Here is a 24832-nt window from a genome sequence, read left to right as displayed (position 1 = left end):
TGCGGGATATATGGTTCCAGAGCCTTTTGCGCGGGCAGGGCGCGGCTGTCAATGGGGAGGGGGTGGGGGAGACGTCGCAGGGGGGTCTGACCCCGCCCTGCGAGCCCCGGGGATATTGCGACCAAGGCGAGGACCAGAGGCGGCTGCCCCTTCGTGTTGGCGAAAATAACCCGGGGGGTGAGGCGCGACGCGCCTAGGGGGCAGCGCCCCCTTGCGCCGGATAGGAAAAAGGCGCCTCTCGGGCGCCTCTCCTTACATCTTGTTGAGCTTGCTCTGCAGATCGGCGAGCTGTTTCTTGATCGCGTCCAGCTCGCCGCGATCGTCGCCATCGTCCGGCGCGGGGCCGGACGAGCCGGCGGTTCCCCAGCCCGCCATCATGTTCTGCAAGAAGGCCTGTTGCTGCGCCTGCAGCGCCTCGAAACCCGGCATCGAGCTCATCGGATTCGGCATCTTGTTCATGTTCTCGAGCATCTGCGAGTGCCCCTCGCGCAGCATCTCGAAAGACGCGGCGAGGAATTGCGGCACCACCGATTGCGCGGCGCCGGTATAGGAGCGCACCAGATCGGTCAGAACATCGACGGGCAGAACGTTCTCGCCGCGGCTCTCGTGCTCGGCCACGATCTGCAGCAGATATTGCCGTGTCAGGTCGTCGCCCGATTTCAGATCGACGATCTGCACCTCGCGCCCCTCGCGGATGAATTTCGCGATGTCTTCGAGCGTCACGTAATCGCTGGTCTCGGTATTATAGAGACGGCGGCTGGCGTAACGCTTGATCAACAAGGGCTTTTCGTCTGCGGCCATGTGATGCGATCCTCCCCGGATTATGCGTGTGCAGCGATTGTGAGACGCCGCGCTGCCAAAATCAATAAAAGAAAAAGGGCGCGCCGCGAAGGCGCGCCCGAGATACGCAGGGCCGGCTGGGAGGAGGAGGCCGGTGCCCGCGTTGAGGTCTTATTTCGCAGCCGTTGCGGCTTTCTTCGACGCAGCGGTCATGTCGGCGGTCGCCTTCTTGACGGTGGCGGACGCTTCTTCCGACATGTCCTTGCCAGCGGCCATCATCAGCTCGACGGTGTCCATCTGAACCTTTTTCGCGATTTCAGCGAAGGCAGCCATGTTCTCGGCCGCCATCTCGGCGGAAGCCGACGCGAAGTCGCTCATCGCCTTGGCGTAATCGGCGGGCTCTTCCTTGGTCTTGGTCAGGTCGCCCATCTTGTCGAGGGTGCCCTTGGTCCATTTGGTCGAGATTTCGGTCGACTTGCCGGCAGCTTCAAGCGCCACTTTCGACATCTTCTCGCCGAGGGCAGCTTGCGATTTGAACGCATCCTGGAATTTCGAGGTGTCGACGGGGAAGGACGCCATCATGTCCTGCATGATCTTGGTGTAGTCTTGGGTCTTGGCCATGTGAGTGCTCCGTTGGGTTGGGGCCCGTGGTCTGGAACGTTGGCGGGGCCCTTTGGGTTACGCAACGTATATACATGCTGCGGCGCAGCATTTCAAGAGAAGATTTGCTGCGCCGCAGAAAATTCACAACCCAAGCGGGAAGGTTATATCTTTACCATCTCTTTGACGTAAGTGCCGGGCGCGTCTGCCAAAATCGGGTGATCGGCATCGCCGGGCTGGCGTGCGGGCACCATCGCACCGGATTTCTTGGCCAGCCATTCGCCCCAGCGCGGCCACCAGCTTCCCTCGTGAAACTCGGCTTGCGCTTTCCACTCGTTGGGATTCGCGACCGGCGCCTCGGAGGTGTAGTGGCCGTATTTCTTCTTGCTGGGCGGATTGACGATTCCGGCGATGTGGCCCGATTGCGACAGGATGAAGCTCTTGTCCTTCGAACCCATCTTCGCGACCCCGTTGAACGAGGCGACCCAGGGCGCGATATGATCGGTCTCGCAGGCGATCGCCATCAGCGGCACGTTGACGTCGGAGACCTTGACCGTCTCGCCCAGCACCTCGAAGCCTTCGCGCGCGAAGCGGTCCTTCTGGCAAAGGCCGCGTAGATATTCGACCGCCATCTTGCCCGGCAGGTTCGTCGAGTCGCCGTTCCAGAACAGCAGATCGAAAGCAGGCGGGGATTCCCCCATCATGTAGCTGCGGATCGCAGGCCGATAGATCAGGTCGTTCGAGCGCAGGTAGGAGAAGGTGCGCGACATGAAATAGCTGTCGAGCACGCCGTCGGCCTTGCACTGCCGCTCGATCCCGTCGACGAAATCGTCCTGCAGGAAGACCGCGAACTCGCCCTGATCCGAGAAATCGGTGAGCGTGGTGAAGAAGGTGGCCGAGTTGATCGACTTGTCCTTGCGCTTGTTCAGCAGGCCCAGCGTCAGCGACAGCGTGGTACCCGCGATGCAATAGCCGACCGCGTTGACCTTCTTCTCGCCGGTGATCTTCTTCACCTCGTCGATCGCGGTGAGGTAGCCCTCCTGCACGTAGTCATCCATGCCGACATCGGCATAGCTCTTGTCGGGGTTCTTCCAGCTGACCACGAAGAGGGTGAAGCCCTGATCGACGATCCAGCGGATCAGCGAGTTCTGCGGCTTCAGGTCCATGATGTAGAAGCGGTTGATCCAGGGCGGGAAGATCAGAAGCGGCGTCTTGTGTACCTTCTCGGTGGTCGGCGTATACTGGATCAGCTCGAACAGACGGTTGCGGTAGATCACCGAACCCTCGGCGGTGCCGATATTCTCGCCCACGGTGAAGGCGTCCTTGTCGGCCAGCGTCACGAGCAGGTCGCCGCGGTTCGCCTCGATGTCGCGCACGAGGTTCTCGAGCCCTTTCACGAGGCTCTCGCCCTCGGTCTCGATCGCCTTTTCCAGCGCATCAGGGTTGGTCGCGAGGAAGTTGGTCGGCGCCATCAGGTCGATGATCTGGCGCGAGAAATACTGGAGCCGCTGACGGTCCACCGGATCCAGGTCTTCGAGCTTGTCGACCGTCTCGCGCACGCCCTGCGCCGCGATCTGATATTGCTGTTTGATATAGTTGAAATAGGGATGGCTATCCCAGAGCGGATTGGCAAAACGCGGGTCGGAAGGACCCGTGTCCTCGGGCGGGCGGAACGCGCCCTTGGCGAGCGCCTCCTGCGCTTCGAGGTAATGCTTCATCGCCTGACCCCAGTAATTCACCTGGGCTTCGAGGATCTTTGACGGTTTCTCCAGCCATTCGTTCATCATGGCCGCGGAGGAGGAGAAATAGAGATCGGCGCCGGGGCCTTCGAGGGCGGGATTCACGGGGCGCTTCTGAGCGATCGCATCGACCATCCGCTCTGTCAGTTCCTCGATGCGGGCGAGGTTCTCCTGCATCTTCTGCGATGCAGCAATTTTGTCCGTCTCCTCGGTTGTCATGAACGATAATCCTCCCTATCCTCTGAACCAGCATAATATCGCCGCAGTCTTGGGGTAAAGCGGCGTTTCCGTTGCCGAGTGTGCGCGTGGCCGGCCCCGAGGAGTTGCATATGAAAACGATCATGTCCTACGACCTGATGGAAACCTTCAGGAACACGAACGAGTGGATGGGCGCCTCGGCGCGCGCCATGGCGTCCTACCCGGTCTGGGGCCTCGCCCCGCATCCGATGTTCAAGATCATGTCGGCCTGGGGCCGGGTGACGGAACGCTCTTTCGCGCGGATGGTGATCAAGCCCGATTGGGGCATCCATTCGATCGCCGCCGAGGACGGGCGCGATCACCTCGTCGAGGTCGAAACGGTGCTCAACAAGCCCTTCGGCAGCCTCGTGCATTTCAACGTCCACGGCCGCGAGCCGATGGAGCGGCGCATCCTTCTGGTGGCGCCGATGTCGGGCCATTACGCGACGCTGCTGCGCTCCACCGTGGCCTCGCTGCTGCCCGACGCCGATGTCTGGGTGACCGATTGGCATAATGCGCGCGATATCCCCGTCTCCGAAGGCAAGTTCGATATCGAGGACTATACACTCTACCTTGTCGATTTCATGAAAGAGATGGGTCCTGATACCAACGTGATCGCGGTGTGTCAGCCGGCGCCGCTCGCGCTGGCCGCGACCGCCTATCTCGCCGCCGAGGATCCCGCCGCGCAGCCGCGCACGCTGACCCTGATCGGCGGGCCGATCGATCCCGACGCCGCCGCCACCGAAGTGACCGATTTCGGCCGTCGCGTCACGATGGGCCAGCTCGAGCAGATGGTGATTCAGCGTGTGGGCTTCAAATACAAGGGCGCGGGCCGCCTGGTCTATCCGGGCCTGATGCAGCTCGCTTCCTTCATCTCGATGAACATGGACAAGCACGCGCAGGCCTTCCAGGACAAGATCTGGAAAGAGGCCTCTGGCGAAGGATCGGAGCACGACAAGCATTACCGCTTCTACGACGAATACCTTGCCGTGATGGACATGACTGCCGAGTTCTACCTCTCGACGGTTGAGCGTATCTTCAAGGGCCTCGAGATCGCCAAGAACCGCTTCGAGGTCGGCGGCAAGATGGTCGATATCTCGAAGATCACCAAGGTCGCGGTGAAGACCGTTGAGGGCGAGAAGGACGACATCTCTGCCCCCGGCCAATGCGTCGCCGCGCTCGGCCTTTGCTCCGGCGTGCCGGATTCGATGAAGCAACAGCACCTCGAGCCCGGCGCAGGCCATTACGGCATCTTCGCAGGCTCGCACTGGCGCAACAACATCCGCCCGCTCGTGCTCGATTTCATCGACGAGAACGCCGACAACCCGGCGCCCGGGAAGGGGAAGCCCGCGACGGTCACCCCGATCCGGAAAAAGAAGGTGAAGACGGCCGAGGCTGGGTGAGTTTGATCGCCGTTTGGAATTAAAAAACGCCGCTCCGAGGGGGCGGCGTTTTTTGTATAATGCCGATCGCTGACCGATTATGATTTGTGGATGAAGGTCTCCTTCTCGAGAGTTCGGATCGATGAAATGCGCAAAAATTTTCTTGTGCCAAAGCGCTTTGCTACGTTTCTGGTGGCGTTTTCTTTTTGGGGCAGTTCAGGCGATGCACAAGGCTTGTTGCACGACTTCGCAAGCCTTTTCGAACGCTGTCGCGTGTCTATCGAAATGAACTCGGAGTTTAACCGCGAGGGGCTGGAAGAGAAGAGCGTCGCAGAGCGCCATGCGCGGGATTGGGGAATGCATTCTAACCAGAGGGCGTGGATGCGCCCGGGTTCAGAGCTTTATGTAGTGCTTACCGGATGGAGTTCTCGAGAAGGCACCACCCGGCATTTGTGCGAAGTTAGATTGGCCGATGAAGGGCGTGCCTTGGATGCGGTGGAGCAAGCGCTGCTGCTGCGTCACTTTCTGATCGAACAAGTCGGGTTGATCGGTGCAGGAACTCACGAAATTGACAAGAAACTGTCTCCGATCCCGCCTCTGGTGAGTGAAGCGTTTTTGCTTTCTGAAAGAAATCCAAATGGCTGCCGAGTGAGCAGCAATCTCTCCTTCTCACCCGATGGAACATTCTTTTCAGCAGGGACCGGCGAACAGGCAATTAGTTCGTGCAGGGCCGAATAGATTCCAAGACTTTGGAAAAATCTGCGTGAAAAATCAGAAGCAGGCATTCGGCTTAGAACCTCGAATGGCAAGTTTGTTCGCAACGCGGCCCTTTCCGTCACGCCAACAATAACGGCGCCTCCAGCCAGTCGCGCAGGTTCTGGGTGATCTTCTCGGGTTGTTCCAGCGGGCTCAGGTGGCCCGCGCCGAGGATCAGGCGGAACTCGGCGTGGGGCATCAGCTCGGCGAGGAATTCGTGCCGGCGGGGCGGGCAGATCTTGTCGTATTCGCCGCACATCAGCAGCGCGCGGGTTTTCGTGGCGCGCAGCGTGCGTTGCAGGTCGGGGCGGCGCATCAGGGCGCGGGACTGCGCCTCGAACGTGTTGGCGCCCAAGCCTGCCGCCATCTCCAGCAGCATCGCCTGAATTTCAGCGCGGCCGGGATCGGGGGCGAGGCTGTCGGCGGGGATTTCCTCCAGCATCATCTCGTCGAGCCGCCCGGTGAGCGCCTTCACGATCCGGGTTTCGCGCGCGGCGGCGATCTGCGGCATCTCGGGCAGGGGGGAGACGTCGAGTAATGCGACCTGGGTCACCCGGTCGGGCGCGCGGCGCAGGATCTCGATTGCGACGACCGCGCCCAGCCAATGCCCGACCAGCGCGAACTGGGGCGGCGCCTCGTCCAAAACCGCCTGTGCCATCTCCTCGATCGTCGTGCCGCGCAGCCGCGCCACCATCACCGAACGCTCGGAAGACAGCTCTTGCAGCGGGTGCCAGAACAGCCGCGCGTCGCACATGAAACCGGGAAGAAAGACCAGCGGATCGCTTGGCATCGCTCGAAACCTCAATCGCGGCGCGTTTTCGCGCTTCTCGCGTCGAGTGTGCCGCAAGGGCTGAGGTCAAGCAAATCGAAATGCCGCAAGCAGCGGATCACAGCCGGGCCAGCACCTCCGCCAGCGCGGTCTCGATCAGCGCGAGGCAATCCGGATCCGAGAAGCGGTGATCGGCGCCTTTGACCAAGGTCAGGCGCATGTCCGCGCCCTCGGCATGCTCCAGCAGCCGGATCGCGGTCTCGGTGCTCACGGCCTCGTCGGCGGTGCCTTGCAGGAAGCGCGTGGGGAAGGGCAGCGCCAGCGGGCTGCGCAGCACCAATCGCTCGCGACCCTCGTTGATGAGGCGGCGGGTGATGACATAGGGCTCGCCGTAATCCGACGGGACCGCGATGGAGCCTTCGCTTTCCAGCTTGTGCCTGGTTTCTTTGTCGAAGCTCGCCCAATAGCCGTCCTCGGTGAAATCGGGGGCCGCGGCGATGGTAACGAGGCCCGCGACTTTCTCGGGGTGTTCGCGCGACATCAGGAGCGAGATCCAGCCGCCCATCGAGGAGCCCACGAGGATCTGCGGGCCTTCGGTCTTGGCCATGATCACGTCGCGCGCATCCTCAAACCAGTCGCCGATCGCGCCGTCCTCGAATGCGCCGTCCGAGACGCCGTGGCCGGAATAGTCGAAGCGCAGGAAGGCGCGGCCCTCGCGCTTTGCCCAGTCTTCCAGCGCCAGCGCCTTCGTGCCCTCCATGTCGGATTTGAACCCGCCGAGGAAAACTACGCCCGGACCTTTGCCCGGCGTCAGGTTGTAGGCGATGCGGCGGCCTTCTTGGGTCTCGAGATACTCGGTCATCTGCGGTTCCTGCGATCTGTTCGCGCCCAGCCTATCGGGCGGCGCGGGTGGCCTCAACCTGTCCGCTTGCGCTCAGTGCGCGGGTTTTTCCTTGCCGGTGACGGCGCGGTAGATGGGCTGGATGATCCGGGTGACGACGGGGATCAGGACCAAACCATAGATCAGCCCGAAGATGCCGTCGAAGAACGCGGTGACGGCCCAGCTGACGAAGCCTTCCGCGGTGCCTGCCGCATGGGCTGCGGCCTCGGCCTGATGGTGGATCCAGTCGTAGGGCGCGTGCCAGCCAAGCTCTGCCAGACCGTGCAGCACGATATTGCCGCCGACCCAGATCATCGCGGCGGTGCCGACGATCATCAGCAACTGCATCAATCTGGGCATCACATGCACGATGCCACGCCCGAGCGCGCGTGTCGGCCCGAGCTTGCCGTTCTCGGCCAGCCATAGCCCCGCGTCGTCGGCTTTCACGATCAATGCGACCGAGCCATAGACCACCACCGTCACGCCGATCCCGATGATGGCGAGCGCGATAGCCTCCATCCAGATCGGCTGGCCCGAGGGCAGGGCGGCGAGGCCGATGGTCATGATCTCGGCGGAGAGGATGAAATCGGTCTTCACCGCGGATTTCACCCGTTTTTCCTCGAGGTGGTCGGCGGTTTCTGCCGCGACATGGCCCTCGGCATCGGGCTCATGCGGTTTGAACAGGTGATAGACCTTCTCCGCGCCTTCGAAACACAGGTACGACCCGCCGAGCATCAGCAAGGGCGTGATCAGCCACGGCGCGAAGGCAGAGAGCAGCAGCGCGGCTGGCAGCAGGAATATGAGCTTGTTCTTGATCGAGCCGAGCGCGATCTTCCCCACGATCGGCAATTCGCGGGCGGGCTTGAAGCCGTGGACATATTTCGGGGTCACCGCCGCATCGTCGATCAGCGCGCCAGCCGCCTTCGAGCCCGCCTTGGCCGCCTGACCTGCCGCATCGTCGATCGAGGTCGCCGCCACCTTGGCGATCCCCGCCACGTCATCGAGAAGCGCCAGCAAGCCACTCATCGCAAACCCTTTCCTCTTCACGCCCACGTGAGCCTAGGGCGCGTCTCCCCAAGCCACAAGCGCGAAGACTTGTTCCCGAATTCTTTCCGGGCGGGCATGAAAAAGGCGCCCGAAGGCGCCTTGATCGCACTATTTCGCTTGGCTTACAGCCCCAGCTTCTGCGCGACGATCTGGTTGACCGCCTTGGGGTTGGCCTTGCCGCCCGAGGCCTTGATCACCTGACCGACGAACCAACCCGCCAGCTTCGGGTTGGCCTTCGCCTTCTCGACCTGCTCAGGGTTCGCGGCGATCACTTCATCCACGGCGGCCTCGATGGCGCCGGTATCGGTGACCTGGATCATGCCGCGCTCTTCCACGATCTTCTCGGGGTCGCCGCCTTCGGTGTAGACGATCTCGAAGAGGTCCTTCGCGATCTTACCCGAAATCTTGTCGGACTTGATCAGCCGGATGATAGCGCCAAGCTGCGCGGCATCGACCGGGCTCGAGGTGATGTCGTGGTCTTCCTTCTTCAGGCGACCGAACAGCTCGTTGATGACCCAGTTCGCGGCAAGCTTGCCGTCACCGGCCTCGGCCACCACGGCCTCGAAGTAATCCGCGTTCTCGACCTCTGCGGTCAGCACCGAGGCATCGTATTCCGACAGTCCCAGCTCCTTGACGAAACGCGCTTTCTTCGCGTCCGGCAGTTCGGGCATCGAGGCGCCGATATCGTCGACCCAGGCCTGCTCGATTTCCAGCGGCAGCAGGTCGGGGCAGGGGAAGTAGCGGTAATCATGCGCTTCTTCCTTCGACCGCATCGAGCGCGTCTCGCCCTTGTCGGGATCGTAAAGGCGGGTTTCCTGCACCACTTCGCCGCCGTCTTCGACGATGGCGATCTGGCGCCGGGCCTCGTATTCGATGGCCTGCTGAATGAAGCGCATCGAGTTCATGTTCTTGATCTCGCAGCGCGTGCCGAGATGGCTGAAATCCTGCGTTTCCTGATATTTCTCGTAAGCGCCCGGCTTGCAGATCGAGACGTTGACGTCCGCGCGCAGGTTGCCGTTCTGCATGTTGCCGTCGCAGGTGCCCAGGTAGCGCAGGATCTGACGCAGCTTGCCGACATAGGCCGCAGCCTCTTCCGGGCCGCGGATGTCGGGGCGCGAGACGATCTCCATCAGCGCGACGCCGGTACGGTTGAGGTCCACGAAGGACATATGCGGGTCCATGTCGTGGATCGACTTGCCCGCATCCTGCTCGAGGTGGATACGCTCGATCCGGACCTTGCGCGCGACGCCCGGACCCATATCGACGATGATTTCGCCCTCGCCCACGATGGGGTGGTAGAGCTGCGAAATCTGGTAGCCCTGCGGCAGGTCGGGGTAGAAATAGTTCTTCCGGTCGAAGGCAGAGCGCAGGTTGATATCTGCCTTGAGGCCGAGGCCCGTGCGCACGGCCTGCGCCACGCAGAACTCGTTGATCACCGGCAGCATGCCGGGCATCGCCGCGTCGACGAAGGCCACGTTCGAGTTCGGCTCTGCACCGAACTTGGTAGAGGCGCCCGAGAACAGCTTGGCTTTCGAGGCCACCTGCGCGTGGACTTCAAGCCCGATCACCAGCTCCCAATCCGATTTGGCACCGGCAATGACCTTGGGTTCGGGGGCTTGGAATTCGAGATGGTCGAGCATGTCCACATCCTGTCAGTAAAGGCTTGGGCAAGCTTCTAGGACAGGGCAGGGGCGGGGGCAAGAGGGCGACCGCCCCGCAGCGGACATCAGACCAGCGGCACCCCGTAGGATTCGAAAATCGCGCTGAGCCGGTCGAGCGGCGGCGTGGCCTCTCGTGGCAGGTAGGCGCGACGCCCGTCGCGCAGCGTGACCATGCATTCGTCGCCTGCGAGCTTGCGCCGTCGCAGCCGCGCCGAGTCGATCTGTGCGAGGGGGAACGTGCCCAATTGCCGCCCGTTGCGGTAGACTTCCATTCGCGCAGGCGTGATCCGCAGCAGGCCCGAGCGATTGCGCATCAGCTTGTACAAAGTGAGGGCGAGATAGATCCACGCGGCGACATGAATCCATGTCGTCGCGGTCAGTTTCATTGCGCCGTAGAGCAGCGCCATCCCGAAGGCGAGCGCAAGATACCCTCCCGCCCGGCGGGCCTGGTGTCGGTATTCAAATTCATTGTCGTCCATGGTCGAGCCTGTCCGCGAAACTGCCCAACGCCCGCAAGTCGCGAGCGTCTGCCTTTCGTAGCGCGAGAACCCGGCACGGATGGGCCGAGAATGCGGCCAATCCGTGGTCTTCCGGGATCGCGCGCAGGCGCCGAGCGGAAATCAGCCCAGTAGACGCTGCGTCATCTCGGACAGGTCGCGGCTGAGGCCCGGCTGGGCGGCGATCCGTTCCAACTCGCTGCGCATCTTCTCGCGCCGGCCTTCGTCATAGCGCGTCCATGTCTCGAAAGCGGTGGACATGCGGGCGGCGACCTGCGGGTTGACCGGATCGAGCTTGAGCAGCCAATCGGCATAGAAGCGATAGCTCGCCCCGTCCGCGCGGTGGAAGCCCGCGTGATTGCCCGACAGCCCCGCCATCAGCGCACGGAAGCGGTTCGGCGTCTTCCATGTGAAGAGCGGATCGCCGGTCAGCGTCTCGGCGCGCTCCAGCGCCATCTCTGGCGGGCAATTGGCGAGCTGGACGAGGAACCACTTGTCCATCACCAGCCGGTCGCCCTGCCAGCGGTCGCGGAATTCGGCCATCGCGCTCGCATCCTGTCCGGTCTGCACCAGTGACGCGAGCGCGCCGAAGCTTTCGGTCATGTTCTCGGCCGAGGCGAACAGGGCACCCGCGCGGGCTCCGCCGTCGATGCGGTTCAAAAGCCGCAGAACGGCAAGGCGCAGCGCCCGCGGGCCAGCCTGCTCCGGGTCGGAGCTGTAGGGCGCCGTCGCTTCGGTTTTGGTGAAAATCTCGGCCAGAAGCGTCTTATGCGCAGTCGCAAGATCGCGGGCGAGCGCTTCGCGCGCCTCATGGATCGCCGCAGGATCGGGCGTCTCGCCCTGATCGTAGAGCGCCTGCGCGATGCTGTCCTCGGAGGGCAGGTTCAGACACAGCGCGCGGAAGGCCGGATCGGCGGATTCGTCGCGCAACAGCGCACCCATCGCATCGGAGAAGGACCGGTCACCCTCTTGTCCCAGAACGCGCCCGATCAGCATCTTCTGGGCCAGCGCACGCCCCGCTTCCCATCGGTTGAACGGGTCGCGGTCATGGGTCAGCAGGAAGGCAAGCTCGGACGTGTCGGCGTCGCGCTCCAGCCGCACGGGGGCGGAGAAGTCGCGCAGGATCGAGGGCACCGGGCGCGTCGCGAGCCCGTCGAAGGTGAAGCTCTGCCTCGCCTCTGTCATCTCAAGAACGGTGGATGGCACGACCTCGTCGCCATTCTCGTTGAGCAGCCCGACTTCAATCGGGATGTGGCGCAACGGCTTTTCTTCCTGACCGGGCGTGGGGCGCGTTTCCTGTTCGAATTCAAGCGTGTATACGCCGTCCTTGAAGCTGTCGCGCACCCGTAGCGTCGGCGTGCCCGCATCGGTATACCAGCGCTTGAACTGGCTCAGGTCGCGGCCCGAGCTGTCCTCGAACACCTTCAGCCAGTCCTCGATCGTGCAGGCCTGCCCGTCATAGCGCTCGAAATAGAGGTCGAGCGCGGCGCGATAGCCGTCGGGCCCCAGCAGGCGGTGCAACATGCCCACGATCTCGGCGCCTTTCTCGTAGACGGTCGCGGTGTAGAAGTTGTTGATCTCGCGGTAATGATCGGGGCGCGGCGGGTGCGACAGCGGACCGCGATCCTCGCGGAACTGCCGCCCGCGCAGCGCCAGAACGTCGTCGATCCGCTTCGTCGCGTGTCCGCGCATGTCGCCGGTGAACTGCTGGTCGCGATAAACCGTCAGCCCCTCTTTCAGGCACAGCTGGAACCAGTCGCGGCAGGTGATGCGGTTGCCGGTCCAGTTGTGGAAATATTCGTGCGCGATGATGCCCTCGATACGCTCGTAATCGGCATCGGTCGCGGTCTCGGGCGAGGCGAGAACCCATTTGGAGTTGAAAATGTTCAACCCCTTGTTCTCCATCGCGCCCATATTGAAGTCATCGACGGCGACGATGTTGAAGATGTCCAGGTCGTATTCGCGGCCGTAAACCTCTTCGTCCCAGCGCATCGACCGATGCAGCGCCTGCAGCGCGAAGTCGCAACGGTCTTCGTCGCCCGGACGGACCCAGATATTCGTGGCGACCTCTCGGCCCGACATCGTGGTGAATGTGCCCGAATGCGCGCGAAGGTCACCCGCGACCAGTGCGAAGAGATAGGCGGGCTTGGGCCACGGATCGACCCATTCGGCATAGCCGTCGCGGTTCGCGACCAGATCGCCATTCGACAGCAGAACCGGCTGATCGCCCGTAATCGTGACGTGGAAGCGCGCCATCACGTCGGGGCGGTCCGGATAGAAGGTAATCTTGCGGAAGCCCTCGGCCTCGCATTGCGTGCAATACATGCCGTTCGACATGTAAAGCCCTTCCAGCGCGGTGTTTTTCGACGGTGCGATCCGCGTCACGGTCTCCAGCGTGAAGTCTCGTGCCGGCAGAATATCCGCCGGGAGCGTAAGGCCGGTCTTGCTGAGTTGGTATTCGCCGGAGGCCAGCTCGCGCCCGTCCAGCGCAATCGAGACAAGCTCCAGCTCCTCCCCATCGAGATGCAGCGCCGCCACCGCTTCCCGCGGAGAGAATGCTAGGCGCGCGCGTACTTCTGTCGCGTCCGGATCGAGCGTGAAATCGAGTCCCACGCTCTTGAGCGTGAAAGGATAGGGGCGGTAGTCGATCAGGCGCTTGGGAAGGGCTTGGGTAGCCGTCGTGTCGGCGGGCATTCTTGCGATATTCCTCGTTATTCTCGGCTTGTGTGACGTGGAGCGTTTCGGGGCGAAGGCAAGCGCGCCTTCTGGGTGTCGCTTCCCGTTTCGGGCGGGCGCGATCCGGTTTCGCCTCAGTCACGCAGTTCAGTGCCAAGAGTATCCGTCCCGCGCGCGGTTTTCAAAGCGGTTTCGCCGGCAGGGCCGGGCGGTTCGCTGCCGACGGGCTGAACCCGAACCGGGACGACCGCGTTACCCGAAGTGAAGGGGGCCGGATCGATGCGCTCTGCGCCACGGCCCCGACAGGACACTATCGAAGATGGAAGGAGCAATCCGATGTCCGCACCGAATACGAATACAAATGGCGAGAAGAAGAGGCATGCCCCCGCCCTGATCGGCATGGCCATGGTCGTGATACTGGGCGTGGCGGTGATCCTCGTATGGATCGCGATGGCCGCAAATTCCCCGCAACCGACCGGGGCGGGTGCAGACCAGACAGAGGCGCCCGCCGCGACGCAGAACGCCCCGAAAACCGAAGGCGTGGTGCGCTCCGAGCCGCCATCGGCGCCGCTTGACGGGCTTGGCACCTCAACGACCCAGGCGCCCGCGACGACCGGGGTCGGCGAAGGCGGGGTCAATGGTGAGGCAACGCCGGGCGACACGATACAGCAGTAACTCCTGGGCGACGACTGTCGCGCCACAACGGTGATATCAGCGCCGATGCCTTGGCGGGCGGGGTTCGAAAAGCCCCGCCTGCCGAGGCATGCGCGGTTCTCCTGACCGCTTTCCCGCCTTCGCGCCTTCCCGCGTGCTTTCCGTAATCCGCTGGACATTCGCGCCCAGCGGTTTCATCTAATACGCGTCTGAGAAAACGGGAGGCATCATGGCACAGCGGGTCGCGCGAAACGAACTGCAGGTGGCGGTCGAACTGGCCGCTTTCATCGAGGATCAAGCTTTGCCAGGGACCGGCGTCGCGCCGGAGCGCTTCTGGGAAGGGCTCTCGGAACTGTTGCATACGCTGGGGCCGAAGAACCGTGCGCTGCTCGAGACGCGCGAGTCGATCCAGTCCAAGCTCGACGATTGGCATTCGCATCGCCGCGCCGAAGGCTTTGATTTCGAAGACTATAAATCCTTCCTGCGCGAGATCGGTTATCTCCTGCCCGAAGGCGACGATTTCAAGATCGAGACCCCCGAGACCGATCCCGAATTCGCCACCGTCTGCGGTCCGCAGCTCGTCGTGCCGATCACCAATGCCCGCTACGCACTCAACGCCGCGAATGCCCGCTGGGGCAGTCTCTATGATGCGCTTTACGGCACCGATGCGCTTGGCGATCTGCCGCAGGGCAAGGGCTACGATCCCAAGCGCGGCGCCCGCGTGATCGAGCGTGCCAAGGCGTTTCTCGACGAAGCCGTGCCGCTTGCGGGCGGAAGCTGGACCGACGTGACCGCGCTGCGCGTGGAGAACGGCGTGTTCTTCGTGGAGAACGCGGTGGGCGAGACGGGGCTGGCCGATCCGGCGCAGTTCCTCGGGTTCAACATCTCCGACGAGGGCGCGCTGTCCGAAGTTCTTTTGGAAAACAACGGGCTGCATCTCGTGATCGAGATCGACCCGACCACCGAAGTCGGTCAGGCCGACCCTGCCGATATCGCCGATGTCATCCTTGAAGCCGCGGTCAGCACGATCATGGATTGTGAGGACTCGGTGGCTTGTGTCGATGCCGAGGACAAGGTTCTCGCCTATGGCAACTGGCTGGGCCTGATGAAGGGCGATCTGCGCGAGAACGTCGTGAAGAACGGCGAGAAGACTGTGCGGCGGCTCGAGGGTGATTATCAGTTCACCGGCGGCGGTGGCGAGAAGATCACTCTGAAGGGCCGCTCGCTGATGCTGGTGCGCAATGTCGGCCACCTGATGACCACCCCCGCGATTCTGACCCGCGACGGCGAAGAGGCCTATGAGGGGCTGATGGATGCGATGGTCACCACGCTCTGCGCGATGCATGACCTCAAGAAGACCGAAGGGCCGCGCAACTCTGTCACGGGCTCGGTCTATGTGGTGAAGCCGAAGATGCACGGCCCCGAAGAGGTCGCCTTCGCGACCGAGATTTTCGACAAGGTCGAAGAGGTTCTGGGCCTGCCGCGCTACACGGTGAAGCTTGGCATCATGGACGAGGAGCGCCGCACCTCGGTCAACCTCAAGGAATGCATCCGCGCCGCGAAGAACCGTGTGGCCTTCATCAACACCGGTTTCCTCGACCGCACCGGCGACGAGATCCACACCTCCATGCAGGCCGGTCCGATGCTGAGCAAGGGCGAGATGAAGTCTCAGCCCTGGATCGAAGCCTACGAGGATCGCAACGTCGATATCGGTCTGGCCTGCGGGCTCGCCGGCAAGGCGCAGATCGGCAAGGGCATGTGGGCGATGCCCGACAAGATGGCCGATATGCTCGAGGCCAAGGTGAACCATCCGCTCGCGGGCGCGAACTGCGCCTGGGTGCCGTCGCCGACGGCGGCCACGCTGCACGCCACCCATTACCACAAGATCGACGTGAAGCGCCGCCAGCAGGAAATCGCCGCGATGAACCGTCCGGCGCGGCTCGACGATCTGCTGACGATCCCGCTCGCGCGTGGGAAGAACTACTCGGAGGAGGAAATCCGCACCGAGATCGAGAACAACGCGCAAGGCATCCTCGGCTATGTCGTGCGCTGGGTCGATCAGGGCGTGGGCTGCTCCAAGGTGCCCGACATCCATGACGTCGGCCTGATGGAAGACCGTGCGACCTGCCGGATTTCCAGCCAGGCGATCGCGAACTGGCTCGAGCATGGGCTGGTGAGCGAAGGCCAGGTGATGGAGGCGCTGCGCAAGATGGCCAAGGTCGTCGACCGTCAGAACGAGGGCGATCCCAACTACCGCCCCATGGCGCCCGGCTATGACGGCTTCGCGTTCCAGGCAGCGTGCGACCTGTGCTTCCTCGGCACGGTCCAACCCTCGGGATATACGGAACCGGTGCTGCATCAGCGCCGCCTGCAAGAGAAGGAGGAACGCGCATGATCACGCTCGAACAGGCGCAGAAGATGATCGAGACCGCGCTGGCGCAAGGCGCGGAAGACGGGCTGAAACCGCTCTCGGCGATCGTGCTGGATGCGGGCGGCCACCCGCTTGCTTTCGCGCGCGCCGATGGCGCGGCGCCGGGCCGCTTCGATATTGCGCAAGCCAAGGCTTACGGCGCGGTGATGCTGGGGATGGGCGGCAAGGCGCAGATGGCGCGGGCCGAGGCGCAGGCCTATTTCATGGCCGCGTTGAACGGCATCTATGACGGCAAGACCTGCCCGGTGCCCGGCGGCGTGCTGATCCGCGACGAGAGCGGCGCGGTGATCGGTGCGATGGGCGTGACAGGCGATACCTCGGACAATGACGCCAAGGTGGCCGTGGCCGGGATCGAAGCCGCGGGCTTCACCGCCGAGGACTGATCACCCTGCCAAGGTTTGATTTCGGGCGGTCCGGCAGGCGATGCCGGGCCGCCCGCGCCGTCTCGGTCCGCGCTTGACCCCCGCTCGGGCCATTGACGCGCGCGGCGCGCTCTGGCAGGGGAGAGCGCAAATAAGGACAATGAGAATGCACCTGTTTTCCGACATCCGCGCCGCGGTGATTGCGGCACTCGATCAGATGGTTTCCGAAGGCGCGCTGCCCGAGGGGCTGGACTACGCAAACGTCGCGGTGGAGCCGCCGCGCGATCCGCTGCATGGAGACATGGCGACCAACGCCGCGATGGTGCTGGCCAAGCCCGCCAAGTCGAAACCGCGCGACATCGCCGAGGCGCTGGCGGCCAAGCTGGCCGCAGATGACCGGATCGTGAGCGCCGATGTCGCCGGTCCCGGTTTCATCAACCTGCGCCTCGATCCGAAGGTCTGGGCTGATGTGACCCACGCCGTTCTGAAAGAGGGTGCGGATTACGGGCGCTCCGATCTGGGCCGCGGCGTGAAGGTGAACGTGGAATATGTCTCCGCGAACCCGACCGGCCCGATGCATGTCGGCCATACCCGCGGCGCCGTCTTCGGCGATGCGCTGGCAAGCCTGCTGGATTTCGCGGGCTATGACGTCACGCGGGAATATTACATCAACGATGGCGGCGCGCAGGTCGATGTGCTCGCCCGCTCCGCCTATGAGCGCTATCGCGAAGCCTGTGGCCTCGAGCCGGAAATTCGCGAGGGGCTCTATCCCGGCGATTACCTGATCCCGGTCGGTGAGGCGATCAAGGCCAAGTATGGCGAGAGCCTGCTCGACAAACCCGAGGAAGACTGGCTCGAAGATATCCGCGAATTCGCGACCGAGCAGATGATGGAGATGATCCGCGAGGACCTCGCCTGTCTCGGCGTGAAAATGGATGTCTTCTCCTCCGAGAAATCGCTCTACGGCACCGGCCAGATCGAGGCGGCGCTGAAGCGGCTCGAGGATCTGGGCCTGATCTACGAGGGTGTGCTCGACCCTCCGAAGGGCAAACTGCCAGAGGATTGGGAGGAGCGCGAGCAGACCCTGTTCCGCTCGACCGAATATGGCGATGACGTGGACCGCCCGGTGAAGAAGTCGGACGGCTCATGGACCTATTTCGCCCCCGATATCGCCTATCACTGGACCAAGATCGATCGTGGCTACGATCTGCTGATCGACGTCTTCGGCGCCGACCATGGCGGCTATGTGAAGCGGATGAAGGCAGCCGTGGCTGCGCTTTCAGATCGCAAGGTGACGCTTGATATCAAGCTGATCCAGCTGGTGAAGCTGTTCAAGAACGGTGAGCCCTTCAAGATGTCGAAGCGCGCGGGCACTTTCGTGACGCTGCGCGACGTGGTGGAGCAGGCGGGCGCGGATGTGACCCGCTTCCACATGCTCACCCGCAAGAACGACGCACCGCTGGATTTCGATTTCGACAAGGTGCTCGAGCAGTCCAAGGACAACCCGGTCTTCTACGTGCAATATGCCCATGCCCGGGTCTGCTCGGTGCTGCGCAAGGCGGCGGAAGCGGGCTGGGACATGTCCGATGCGCGTCTCGCCGAGGTCGATCTGTCCGGCGAGTGGCATCCGTCCGAGCTGGAACTGGTCAAGAAGATCGCCGAATGGCCGCGTCTTCTGGAGATCGCGGCGCGCGCGAACGAGCCGCACCGGGTGGCTTTCTACCTCTACGATCTCGCCTCGGATCTGCACAGCCTGTGGAACCGTGGCAATGACGAGCCGTCCCTGCGCTTCCTGCAGGAGGGCGACGAGGCCGCATCGGCGGCGAAAATCGCCCTCGCACGAGCCTGTGCCGTTGTCATTTCCGCCGGTCTTGGTATTCTTGGCGTGACCCCGGCTGAAGAGATGCGCTGAACGCACGCCGCCGGGAACAGGCAAATTCCGGGTCAACCGGGCAAGGCCGGGCAACCGGCGGCGAGGCGACGAGCATGACGACCTACGACTACCGCGAGAGTGGGGGTTACGGGCATGAACACCCGCAGCCCCATTACGCGCATCCCGAAGATCCCGTTCCAGAGCGTGCGCCGCGTGTCGTGTCGCGCTGGGTCAACGTGGCCGGGGCACTGACTTCGGTCGCGATGATCGCGGGTCTGGTGGTCTGGGGGTACAAGCTGGCGATGCGCGATCTGAACGGCGTGCCGGTGATCCGCGCGATGGACGGGCCCGCCCGGATCGCGCCCGAAGACCCGGGCGGCGAACTTGCGCGCCATACCGGTCTGGCTGTCAACGACGTGGCCGGCACGGGGCAGGCGGCACCTGCACCTGAGAAAGTGACTCTCGCGCCAAGCCCGGAAGGTTTCACCGACGAAGATAAGCCGATGGGCGAGCTGGCGGCGGAAACGCAGGTCGCGAGCGATGCGTCTGGCGCGGGTGACGGATCCAACCGAGCGTCCAACCCTGCCGTGGAGGCGGCGATTGCGGCGCTCGAGCCTGCCGCGCTCAATGCCGATCCGTCGCAGGTGAAGGATGCGCCCGACATTCCCGTCGAGCCCGCATTGATGAGCCCGGCCATGCCCGAGACGCGCCCCGATGCGGTCGCGCATGACGCAGCCCCCGAGAGCGACGCAGTCAGCGGTGTGATCCCGGCCTCCGTGCCGGGCGTCTCGCGCTCGCCGCGCCCGCAGTCCAAACCGATGCGCGATCAGCTGCTGGCGGCGGCGCTGGAGCAGGCGGTGACGAAGCAGATGTCGGCCGGGCAGGCGGAGGCCGGCGTCGTCGATCTCGACCCGTCCGAACTGTCGGCGGGCACGCGCCTCGTGCAGGTCGGCGCCTTCGATACGGCAGCGGCGGCGAAGGGCGAATGGGACCGGATCGCCAAGCGCTTCGACGCGCTGATGACCGACAAGAAGCGCGTGATCCAGAAGGCGAGCTCCGGCGGGCGCGATTTCTATCGCCTCCGCGTCGCGGGCTTCGACGACGTGACCGAAGCGCGCCAGTTCTGCGCGGCCCTCGTGGCCGAGCGGCAGAACTGCATTCCGACGCAGGCACGCTGATGGGCGTCGCGGCGATCTTCGGCTGCGAGGGGGCCGAGCTCTCCGCGCGTGAGCGGGATTTCTTCCGCGAGGCCGATCCGTGGGGCTTCATCCTGTTCTCGCGCAATATCGATACGCCCGAGCAGGTCACGCGTCTGACCGACGCTCTGCGCGGGGCGGTGGGGCGCGATGCGCCGGTTCTGATCGATCAGGAAGGCGGGCGGGTGCAGCGGCTGCGCGGGCCCCAGTGGCGCGAATGGCTGCCGCCGCTGGAGCAGGCGAAGCAGGCAGGGGCGCAGGCACCGCGCTCCTTCTGGCTGCGCTCGCGGATCATGGCCGAGGAGCTGCGCGCGGTCGGCATTGATGTGAACTGCGCGCCCACCTGCGATATCGCGGGGCTTCTGACCCATCCCTTCCTGCAAAACCGTTGCCTGGGCAAGGATGCGGCGACGGTGATCGCCAATGCCCGCGCCACGGCCGAGGGGCTGCTGGCGGGCGGCGTGCTCCCGGTGATCAAGCATATTCCGGGCCACGGTCGGGCGATTTCGGACAGCCACAAGGATTTGCCGGTGGTTGAGGCCTCGAAGGCCGATCTGATCGCGACTGATTTCGCGCCGTTCAAGGCGCTTTCCGATCTGCCACTGGGCATGACGGCGCATATCCGCTTCACCGCGCTCGACGCGGCTCCCGCGACGCAGAGCGCGAAGATCATCAAGATGATCCGTGAGGAGATCGGCTTCGGCGGGCTCCTGATGAGTGACGATATCGGGATGGAGGCGCTGGCGGGCGGCTTCGGGACACGCACGGCTGCCGCGCTGGCGGCGGGCTGCGATCTGGTGCTCCATTGCAAGGGCGACATGCCCGCGATGGAAGAGGTGGCGATGGCCGCCCCGGCGATGAGCGAGGCCGCACAGGCCCGCGCCGATGCCGCGCTGGACCGGCGCTTGCCGCCCGAGACAGTTGACATGGCCGCGCTCGATGCTGAACTTGAGGCACTCTTGAGCGGCGGCATGGATGAGTGACACCGAAAATCTGTTCGACTCGCAAACGGTCGCGGATCGGCTTCAGGCCGAGGCGCTGATCGTCGATGTCGACGGGTTCGAAGGCCCGCTCGACCTGCTGCTGACGCTCTCGCGCAGCCAGAAAGTCGATCTGCGCAAGATCTCCGTGCTGCAACTGGCAGAGCAATATCTGGCCTTCGTCGAACGCGCCAAGGCGCTGCGCATCGAGCTGGCCGCCGATTACCTCGTGATGGCGGCCTGGCTCGCCTTCCTGAAATCGCGGCTTCTGCTGCCGCCTGACCCCGAGGCCGAAGGCCCCTCGGCGGAAGATCTGGCCGAGCACCTCGCCTTCCAGCTGGAACGCCTGCAGGCGATGCGCGAGGCGGCGGCGCAGCTGATGGCGCGCGACCGGCTGGGGCGCGACACCTTCGCGCGCGGCATCTCGGAAGAGGTCGAGCGCGTCCGCAAGGTCACCTATTCGGCCTCGCTGATGGACCTGATGCAGGCCTATGCGCGCATCCGCACGCGCGATGAATTCCGCCCCTATGCGTTCGATCGGACTAATGTCTTCACGATGGAGGAGGCGCTGGACCGGATGCGCAGTCTGATCGGTTTCGCCGGTGGCTGGTCGGAGCTGACCACCTTCCTGCCCGACGGGTGGACCGCCGACCCCAAACGCCGACGCTCGGCCACCGCCGCGACTTTCGCGGCCTCGCTGGAGATGGCCAAGCAAGGCCAGATCGAGCTGCGCCAGAGCGATACGTTCCAACCCATTTCGATCCGGAAGAAGACATGAACGACGAGCCGGAACAGACCGAAGAAAAAGAAGAAACCCTCTTTGCCGCGCCGCCCATTGCCGAGCAGGAGCGGATGGTCGAAGCGATCCTCTTCGCCTCTGCCGAACCCGTCCGCATCCGCGAGATGGAAGAACGGATGCCGCATGGTTGCGACCCCGCCGAGGCGCTGGTGCACCTGCGCAAGCGCTACGAGGGGCGCGGCGTGCGGGTGGTGAAGGTCGGCGACGCCTGGGCCGTGCGCACCGCGCCCGATCTCGCCTTCCTGATGCAGAAAGAGACGGTTGAGGAGCGCAAGCTGTCCCGCGCCGCCGTCGAGACGCTTGCGATCATCGCCTATCACCAGCCGGTCACCCGCGCCGAGATCGAGGAGATCCGCGGCGTCGCCGTTTCGCGCGGCACGATCGACCAGTTGCTGGAAATGGAATGGATCCGCTTCGGTCGGCGCCGCATGACGCCGGGCCGACCCGTCACCTTCGTCGTGACGCAGGAATTCCTCGACCATTTCAGCCTCGAGAGCGCCCGCGACCTGCCGGGCCTCAAGGAGCTGCGCGCCGCAGGTCTGCTGGACTCGCGCCCCCTTCCGGGTGCAGGCTCGGACGACGACGAGGAGGGCGAGGAGGACGAGGTCCAGACCGGCCAGTCCGAATTGTTCGAGGATTGACGGGGGGATATCCGATGAACTTCAACCAGATCATCAACATGGTCATCGGGATGTTCCTGCGCCGGGGGATCAACTGGGGGATCAACAAGGGCATCGGCATGGCTTCGAAGCGCGGCGGCAAGGGCAAGAGCGCGAGCTCGATGACGGCGCAGGAGCGCAAGCAGGCCCAAACCGCACGCGAGGCGGTCAAACGCGCGCGCAAAGCGGCGCGGATCACGCGGCGCATGTGATCTCATGGAAAAGGGCGCCGCCGGATCAACCCGCGACGCCCTTCTTCGTGCTTTCCCCTATTCACGCCTTAGCCGGGCACCGGCGCATCCTTGTGGATCAGCCCGGCCCCGCGCAGGTCCTGCCAGAACTCCGCCGGGATCGGCATGTTCATTGCCGCCACGTCGTCGATCGCCTCGTCGGGACGTCCAAGCCCCACCACCACCGTCTGCACCACATCCGGCGCTTTCGCGAATTGCAACGCGGCCGCGAGCAGATTCACCCCATGATCGAAGGCCACCTCTCTCAGGCGATCGCGCTTCTCCATCCGCTCTTTCGCGATGACACTGTTCTTGTCGCCATAATGGTAACGGTGCAGCCCCGCGAGGAAGCCCGCATTCAGCGCCGAGCCGATGACGAAGCTGTTGCCGTGCTTGCGCGCCGCCGGGAAGACCGTCTCGACCGCGTGGTCATGCTCTACCAGCGAATACTGGCTCGCCATCAGGTGCAGATCCGGATCGCTGTCTTCCATCGATTTCAGGATCGGCTCGGGTCGGTTCACGCCCATGCCCCATGCCTTGATGACCCCTTGGTCACGCAGCTCGCTCAGCGTCGCGAAACAGCCCTCGACCGCCTCGGGCCACAGCTCCAGCCAGTCCTTCGGCAGCGCGCCGTTATCGGGCGAGAGGTCGTGCACGAAGACCACGTCGAGACTGTCGAGCCCCGTGCGCTGCAACGTGTCCTCGATCGAGCGGAGCGTACCCTCGCGGCTGTAGTCGTAGACCTCGATATTGGGCGAGGGGGAGTAGGGCATGAGCTGCTGATTGCGATGCTCGGGCCCCGCTTTCAGGAGCCGCCCGACTTTCGAGCTGAGCACGAAGCTTTCGCGCGGCTTGTGATGCAGGAACTGCCCGTAGCGGCGTTCGGCCAAGCCGACGCCGTAATGCGGCGCCACGTCGAAATAGCGGATGCCCGCCTCCCACGCGGCCTCGAGCGTGTCCGCCGCCTGCCGGTCTGTCGTGACGCGGAACTCGTTGCCAAGCGCAACGCCCCCCATGCCGATCGGGTGCGGGAGTTCGTATCTGTCGGTCATGGGGTCTCCTTTCTGGTGAGCAGGTGGGGCAACGTGAGCGGGGTGATCGGGTTCCGGGGCGCTAGCGCCCCTGCCGCCGCGCCATGAAAGCCAGTCGCTCGAACAGGTGTACGTCCTGCTCGTTCTTCAGAAGCGCCCCGTGCAGCTTCGGCAGCAGGCTCGCGCCTTCGCGTTTGAGGTCTTCGGGGTTCAGGTCCTCGGCGAGCAGGAGTTTCAGCCAGTCGAGCACCTCGGAGGTCGAGGGCTTCTTCTTGAGGCCCGGTGTTTCGCGGATCTCGTAGAACTGGCTCAGTGCCTCGGTCAGCAGCCGGTCCTTGATGTCGGGGAAATGGACGGCGACGATTTCGCGCATGACCGCGGGTTCCGGGAACCGGATGTAGTGGAAGAAGCAGCGGCGCAGGAAGGCGTCGGGCAGTTCCTTCTCGTTGTTCGAGGTGATGATGACGACGGGGCGGTGCTTCGCGCGGATCGTCTCGCCGGTTTCGTAGACGTGGAACTCCATTTTATCGAGTTCCTGCAGCAGGTCGTTGGGGAACTCGATATCGGCCTTGTCGACCTCGTCGATCAGTAGCACGACCTTCCGGTCCGCCTCGAAGGCCTGCCAGAGCTTGCCCTTGCGGATGTAGTTCTTAACGTCGTTGACGCGTTCGTCGCCCAGCTGGCTGTCGCGCAGACGGCTGACGGCGTCGTATTCGTAAAGGCCCTGCTGCGCCTTGGTGGTGGATTTGATGTTCCACTCGACCATCTCCATCCCGAGGCTCTGTGCCACCTGCCGCGCGAGTTCCGTCTTGCCGGTGCCCGGCTCGCCCTTCACCAGAAGGGGGCGCTCCAGCGCCACTGCGGCATTGACCGCGACGGTGAGATCGGGCGGGGCGACATAACTGTCGGTCGATTGGAATTGCACGGGGGATACGCTCCGGTTTCGAGATCGCTACGCAATGATCTTGCGCAAATCGTTTGCAACCTATCTGCGCCAAAATGCTGCCGCAACCCAAGCGTAAGAATTGATGAGGAAACGCGCAGTGATGGTGAATGCGGACGTGACAACCCTGTGTTCTTGGGGTATTGGAGCGCCCGAGGAGAGTTGGCCGATGGCGAATGACGATCATGGTGGCGCCCCCGGCCCGGAAGAGAGGGCAGGTATGAGAGCAGAAGTTTTCCTTCCGGATGATTATCGTCCGGCCGAGAATGAACCCTTCATGAATGACCGGCAGCTGGAATATTTCCGCAGAAAGCTTCTGGCGTGGAAGGCCGAACTTCTCGAACAATCCGCTGAAACGCTGGAAGGTCTCGCGGAATCGGCGCGCAACGTGCCCGATATTGCCGACCGCGCCTCCGAGGAAACCGATCGTGCGCTGGAACTGCGCACCCGCGACCGTCAGCGCAAGCTGGTCAGCAAGATCGACTCGGCGCTGCGCCGTATCGAGAATGGCGAATACGGTTATTGCGAAAAGACCGGGGAGCCGATCTCGCTCAAGCGTCTCGATGCGCGTCCGATCGCGACGATGACGCTGGAAGCGCAGGAGAAGCACGAGCGCCGCGAGCGGGTGCATCGCGACGACTGATCCCACG

At 63.8% G+C, this 24832-nt stretch carries 23 protein-coding genes; 12 read left to right on the top strand and 11 right to left on the bottom strand.

Features of this window, described 5'->3' with window-relative positions; genetic code table 11:
- Positions 1–252 precede the first annotated feature (252 nt).
- The 3 genes from phaR to phaC all read right to left on the bottom strand — a co-directional run bounded on the left by phaR (position 253) and on the right by phaC (position 3338).
- Entirely contained in the window at positions 253–801 is a 549-nt protein-coding gene (phaR, locus tag B6V72_RS13385) for a polyhydroxyalkanoate synthesis repressor PhaR (RefSeq protein ID WP_088720270.1), read from the bottom strand.
- A 150-nt stretch (positions 802–951) separates the two neighbouring features.
- Positions 952–1401 (bottom strand): phasin, PhaP, encoded by a 450-nt coding sequence (locus B6V72_RS13380; protein WP_075775513.1) that lies wholly within the window; start codon positions 1399–1401, stop codon positions 952–954.
- Between the two features lie 143 nt (positions 1402–1544).
- On the bottom strand, positions 1545–3338 hold the full coding sequence (phaC, locus tag B6V72_RS13375) for a class I poly(R)-hydroxyalkanoic acid synthase (protein ID WP_075775512.1): 1794 nt from the start codon (positions 3336–3338) through the stop codon (positions 1545–1547).
- Between the two features lie 110 nt (positions 3339–3448).
- Here phaC and phaZ point away from each other — a divergent pair, with 110 nt between their 5' ends.
- Complete coding sequence (phaZ, locus tag B6V72_RS13370; protein ID WP_075775511.1) at positions 3449–4759, top strand: polyhydroxyalkanoate depolymerase; 1311 nt, start codon at positions 3449–3451, stop codon at positions 4757–4759.
- Positions 4760–4849: 90 nt separating this feature from the next.
- The gene (locus B6V72_RS19005) at positions 4850–5476 is read left to right on the top strand and encodes a hypothetical protein (protein ID WP_146696203.1); all 627 of its coding nucleotides are present in this window, start codon (positions 4850–4852) and stop codon (positions 5474–5476) included.
- A gap of 97 nt (positions 5477–5573) precedes the next feature.
- Here B6V72_RS19005 and B6V72_RS13365 read toward each other — a convergent pair whose 3' ends face one another.
- The 6 genes from B6V72_RS13365 to pepN all read right to left on the bottom strand — a co-directional run bounded on the left by B6V72_RS13365 (position 5574) and on the right by pepN (position 13042).
- Positions 5574–6284: an alpha/beta hydrolase gene (locus B6V72_RS13365; RefSeq protein WP_075775509.1), complete on the bottom strand. Its 711-nt coding sequence runs from the start codon at positions 6282–6284 to the stop codon at positions 5574–5576.
- Between the two features lie 97 nt (positions 6285–6381).
- Positions 6382–7125: an alpha/beta hydrolase gene (locus B6V72_RS13360; RefSeq protein WP_088735788.1), complete on the bottom strand. Its 744-nt coding sequence runs from the start codon at positions 7123–7125 to the stop codon at positions 6382–6384.
- Between the two features lie 72 nt (positions 7126–7197).
- Positions 7198–8169, bottom strand: a complete 972-nt coding sequence (locus tag B6V72_RS13355; RefSeq protein WP_078522830.1) for a DUF808 domain-containing protein — start codon at positions 8167–8169, stop codon at positions 7198–7200.
- 143 nt (positions 8170–8312) lie between these two features.
- Positions 8313–9830, bottom strand: coding sequence for an Asp-tRNA(Asn)/Glu-tRNA(Gln) amidotransferase subunit GatB (gene gatB, locus B6V72_RS13350; RefSeq protein WP_075775506.1), 1518 nt, complete (start codon positions 9828–9830; stop codon positions 8313–8315).
- 86 nt (positions 9831–9916) lie between these two features.
- Positions 9917–10330, bottom strand: coding sequence for a hypothetical protein (locus B6V72_RS13345; protein ID WP_075775505.1), 414 nt, complete (start codon positions 10328–10330; stop codon positions 9917–9919).
- Between the two features lie 141 nt (positions 10331–10471).
- Positions 10472–13042, bottom strand: coding sequence for an aminopeptidase N (gene pepN / locus B6V72_RS13340; protein ID WP_088735787.1), 2571 nt, complete (start codon positions 13040–13042; stop codon positions 10472–10474).
- A 318-nt stretch (positions 13043–13360) separates the two neighbouring features.
- Between pepN and B6V72_RS13335 the strand changes: the two genes are divergently transcribed.
- From B6V72_RS13335 to B6V72_RS13295, 9 genes are all read left to right on the top strand, one after another.
- A complete protein-coding gene (locus B6V72_RS13335) occupies positions 13361–13699 on the top strand; it encodes a hypothetical protein (protein ID WP_088724934.1) in 339 nt (112 codons plus the stop codon).
- Positions 13700–13907: 208 nt separating this feature from the next.
- Positions 13908–16073, top strand: a complete 2166-nt coding sequence (locus B6V72_RS13330; protein ID WP_075775502.1) for a malate synthase G — start codon at positions 13908–13910, stop codon at positions 16071–16073.
- Positions 16070–16492: a heme-binding protein gene (locus tag B6V72_RS13325; RefSeq protein WP_088735786.1), complete on the top strand. Its 423-nt coding sequence runs from the start codon at positions 16070–16072 to the stop codon at positions 16490–16492. Before B6V72_RS13330 ends, B6V72_RS13325 begins: the two co-directional genes overlap by 4 nt.
- A 145-nt stretch (positions 16493–16637) precedes the next feature.
- Positions 16638–18383, top strand: coding sequence for an arginine--tRNA ligase (gene argS, locus B6V72_RS13320; protein WP_075775500.1), 1746 nt, complete (start codon positions 16638–16640; stop codon positions 18381–18383).
- A 74-nt stretch (positions 18384–18457) separates the two neighbouring features.
- Complete coding sequence (locus B6V72_RS13315) at positions 18458–19522, top strand: SPOR domain-containing protein (RefSeq protein WP_088735785.1); 1065 nt, start codon at positions 18458–18460, stop codon at positions 19520–19522.
- A complete protein-coding gene (locus B6V72_RS13310) occupies positions 19522–20523 on the top strand; it encodes a glycoside hydrolase family 3 N-terminal domain-containing protein (RefSeq protein WP_088735784.1) in 1002 nt (333 codons plus the stop codon). Before B6V72_RS13315 ends, B6V72_RS13310 begins: the two co-directional genes overlap by 1 nt.
- On the top strand, positions 20516–21298 hold the full coding sequence (locus B6V72_RS13305; protein ID WP_075775497.1) for a ScpA family protein: 783 nt from the start codon (positions 20516–20518) through the stop codon (positions 21296–21298). The genes B6V72_RS13310 and B6V72_RS13305 overlap by 8 nt, the downstream gene beginning before the upstream one ends.
- On the top strand, positions 21295–21960 hold the full coding sequence (gene scpB / locus B6V72_RS13300) for an SMC-Scp complex subunit ScpB (RefSeq protein ID WP_088720278.1): 666 nt from the start codon (positions 21295–21297) through the stop codon (positions 21958–21960). The genes B6V72_RS13305 and scpB overlap by 4 nt, the downstream gene beginning before the upstream one ends.
- Before the next feature lie 14 nt (positions 21961–21974).
- Positions 21975–22190: a hypothetical protein gene (locus B6V72_RS13295; RefSeq protein WP_088735783.1), complete on the top strand. Its 216-nt coding sequence runs from the start codon at positions 21975–21977 to the stop codon at positions 22188–22190.
- A 68-nt stretch (positions 22191–22258) separates the two neighbouring features.
- On the opposite strand, the gene B6V72_RS13290 is transcribed toward B6V72_RS13295, so the two are convergent.
- Together B6V72_RS13290 and B6V72_RS13285 are read right to left on the bottom strand one after the other, a co-directional pair.
- Positions 22259–23260, bottom strand: coding sequence for an aldo/keto reductase (locus B6V72_RS13290; RefSeq protein WP_088735782.1), 1002 nt, complete (start codon positions 23258–23260; stop codon positions 22259–22261).
- Positions 23261–23321: 61 nt separating this feature from the next.
- Entirely contained in the window at positions 23322–24164 is an 843-nt protein-coding gene (locus tag B6V72_RS13285; RefSeq protein WP_088720281.1) for a MoxR family ATPase, read from the bottom strand.
- 238 nt (positions 24165–24402) lie between these two features.
- Between B6V72_RS13285 and dksA the strand changes: the two genes are divergently transcribed.
- A complete protein-coding gene (dksA, locus tag B6V72_RS13280; RefSeq protein WP_075775492.1) occupies positions 24403–24825 on the top strand; it encodes an RNA polymerase-binding protein DksA in 423 nt (140 codons plus the stop codon).
- The last annotated feature ends 7 nt before the right edge of the window (positions 24826–24832 follow it).

Origin of the sequence: Thioclava sp. F34-6 (assembly GCF_002213235.1) — a bacterium.
Classification (GTDB): domain Bacteria; phylum Pseudomonadota; class Alphaproteobacteria; order Rhodobacterales; family Rhodobacteraceae; genus Thioclava; species Thioclava nitratireducens.
The sequence above is the reverse complement of the archived record's forward strand: the minus strand, read 5'-3'. Positions and strand labels throughout refer to the sequence as shown.

Coding starts and splice junctions, on each gene's coding strand:
- phaR (WP_088720270.1), bottom strand. CDS start 801: ATGGCCGCAGACGAAAAGCCCTTGTTGATCAAGCGTTACGCCAGCCGC.
- B6V72_RS13380 (WP_075775513.1), bottom strand. CDS start 1,401: ATGGCCAAGACCCAAGACTACACCAAGATCATGCAGGACATGATGGCG.
- phaC (WP_075775512.1), bottom strand. CDS start 3,338: ATGACAACCGAGGAGACGGACAAAATTGCTGCATCGCAGAAGATGCAG.
- phaZ (WP_075775511.1), top strand. CDS start 3,449: ATGAAAACGATCATGTCCTACGACCTGATGGAAACCTTCAGGAACACG.
- B6V72_RS19005 (WP_146696203.1), top strand. CDS start 4,850: ATGAAGGTCTCCTTCTCGAGAGTTCGGATCGATGAAATGCGCAAAAAT.
- B6V72_RS13365 (WP_075775509.1), bottom strand. CDS start 6,284: ATGCCAAGCGATCCGCTGGTCTTTCTTCCCGGTTTCATGTGCGACGCG.
- B6V72_RS13360 (WP_088735788.1), bottom strand. CDS start 7,125: ATGACCGAGTATCTCGAGACCCAAGAAGGCCGCCGCATCGCCTACAAC.
- B6V72_RS13355 (WP_078522830.1), bottom strand. CDS start 8,169: ATGAGTGGCTTGCTGGCGCTTCTCGATGACGTGGCGGGGATCGCCAAG.
- gatB (WP_075775506.1), bottom strand. CDS start 9,830: ATGCTCGACCATCTCGAATTCCAAGCCCCCGAACCCAAGGTCATTGCC.
- B6V72_RS13345 (WP_075775505.1), bottom strand. CDS start 10,330: ATGGACGACAATGAATTTGAATACCGACACCAGGCCCGCCGGGCGGGA.
- pepN (WP_088735787.1), bottom strand. CDS start 13,042: ATGCCCGCCGACACGACGGCTACCCAAGCCCTTCCCAAGCGCCTGATC.
- B6V72_RS13335 (WP_088724934.1), top strand. CDS start 13,361: ATGTCCGCACCGAATACGAATACAAATGGCGAGAAGAAGAGGCATGCC.
- B6V72_RS13330 (WP_075775502.1), top strand. CDS start 13,908: ATGGCACAGCGGGTCGCGCGAAACGAACTGCAGGTGGCGGTCGAACTG.
- B6V72_RS13325 (WP_088735786.1), top strand. CDS start 16,070: ATGATCACGCTCGAACAGGCGCAGAAGATGATCGAGACCGCGCTGGCG.
- argS (WP_075775500.1), top strand. CDS start 16,638: ATGCACCTGTTTTCCGACATCCGCGCCGCGGTGATTGCGGCACTCGAT.
- B6V72_RS13315 (WP_088735785.1), top strand. CDS start 18,458: ATGACGACCTACGACTACCGCGAGAGTGGGGGTTACGGGCATGAACAC.
- B6V72_RS13310 (WP_088735784.1), top strand. CDS start 19,522: ATGGGCGTCGCGGCGATCTTCGGCTGCGAGGGGGCCGAGCTCTCCGCG.
- B6V72_RS13305 (WP_075775497.1), top strand. CDS start 20,516: ATGAGTGACACCGAAAATCTGTTCGACTCGCAAACGGTCGCGGATCGG.
- scpB (WP_088720278.1), top strand. CDS start 21,295: ATGAACGACGAGCCGGAACAGACCGAAGAAAAAGAAGAAACCCTCTTT.
- B6V72_RS13295 (WP_088735783.1), top strand. CDS start 21,975: ATGAACTTCAACCAGATCATCAACATGGTCATCGGGATGTTCCTGCGC.
- B6V72_RS13290 (WP_088735782.1), bottom strand. CDS start 23,260: ATGACCGACAGATACGAACTCCCGCACCCGATCGGCATGGGGGGCGTT.
- dksA (WP_075775492.1), top strand. CDS start 24,403: ATGAGAGCAGAAGTTTTCCTTCCGGATGATTATCGTCCGGCCGAGAAT.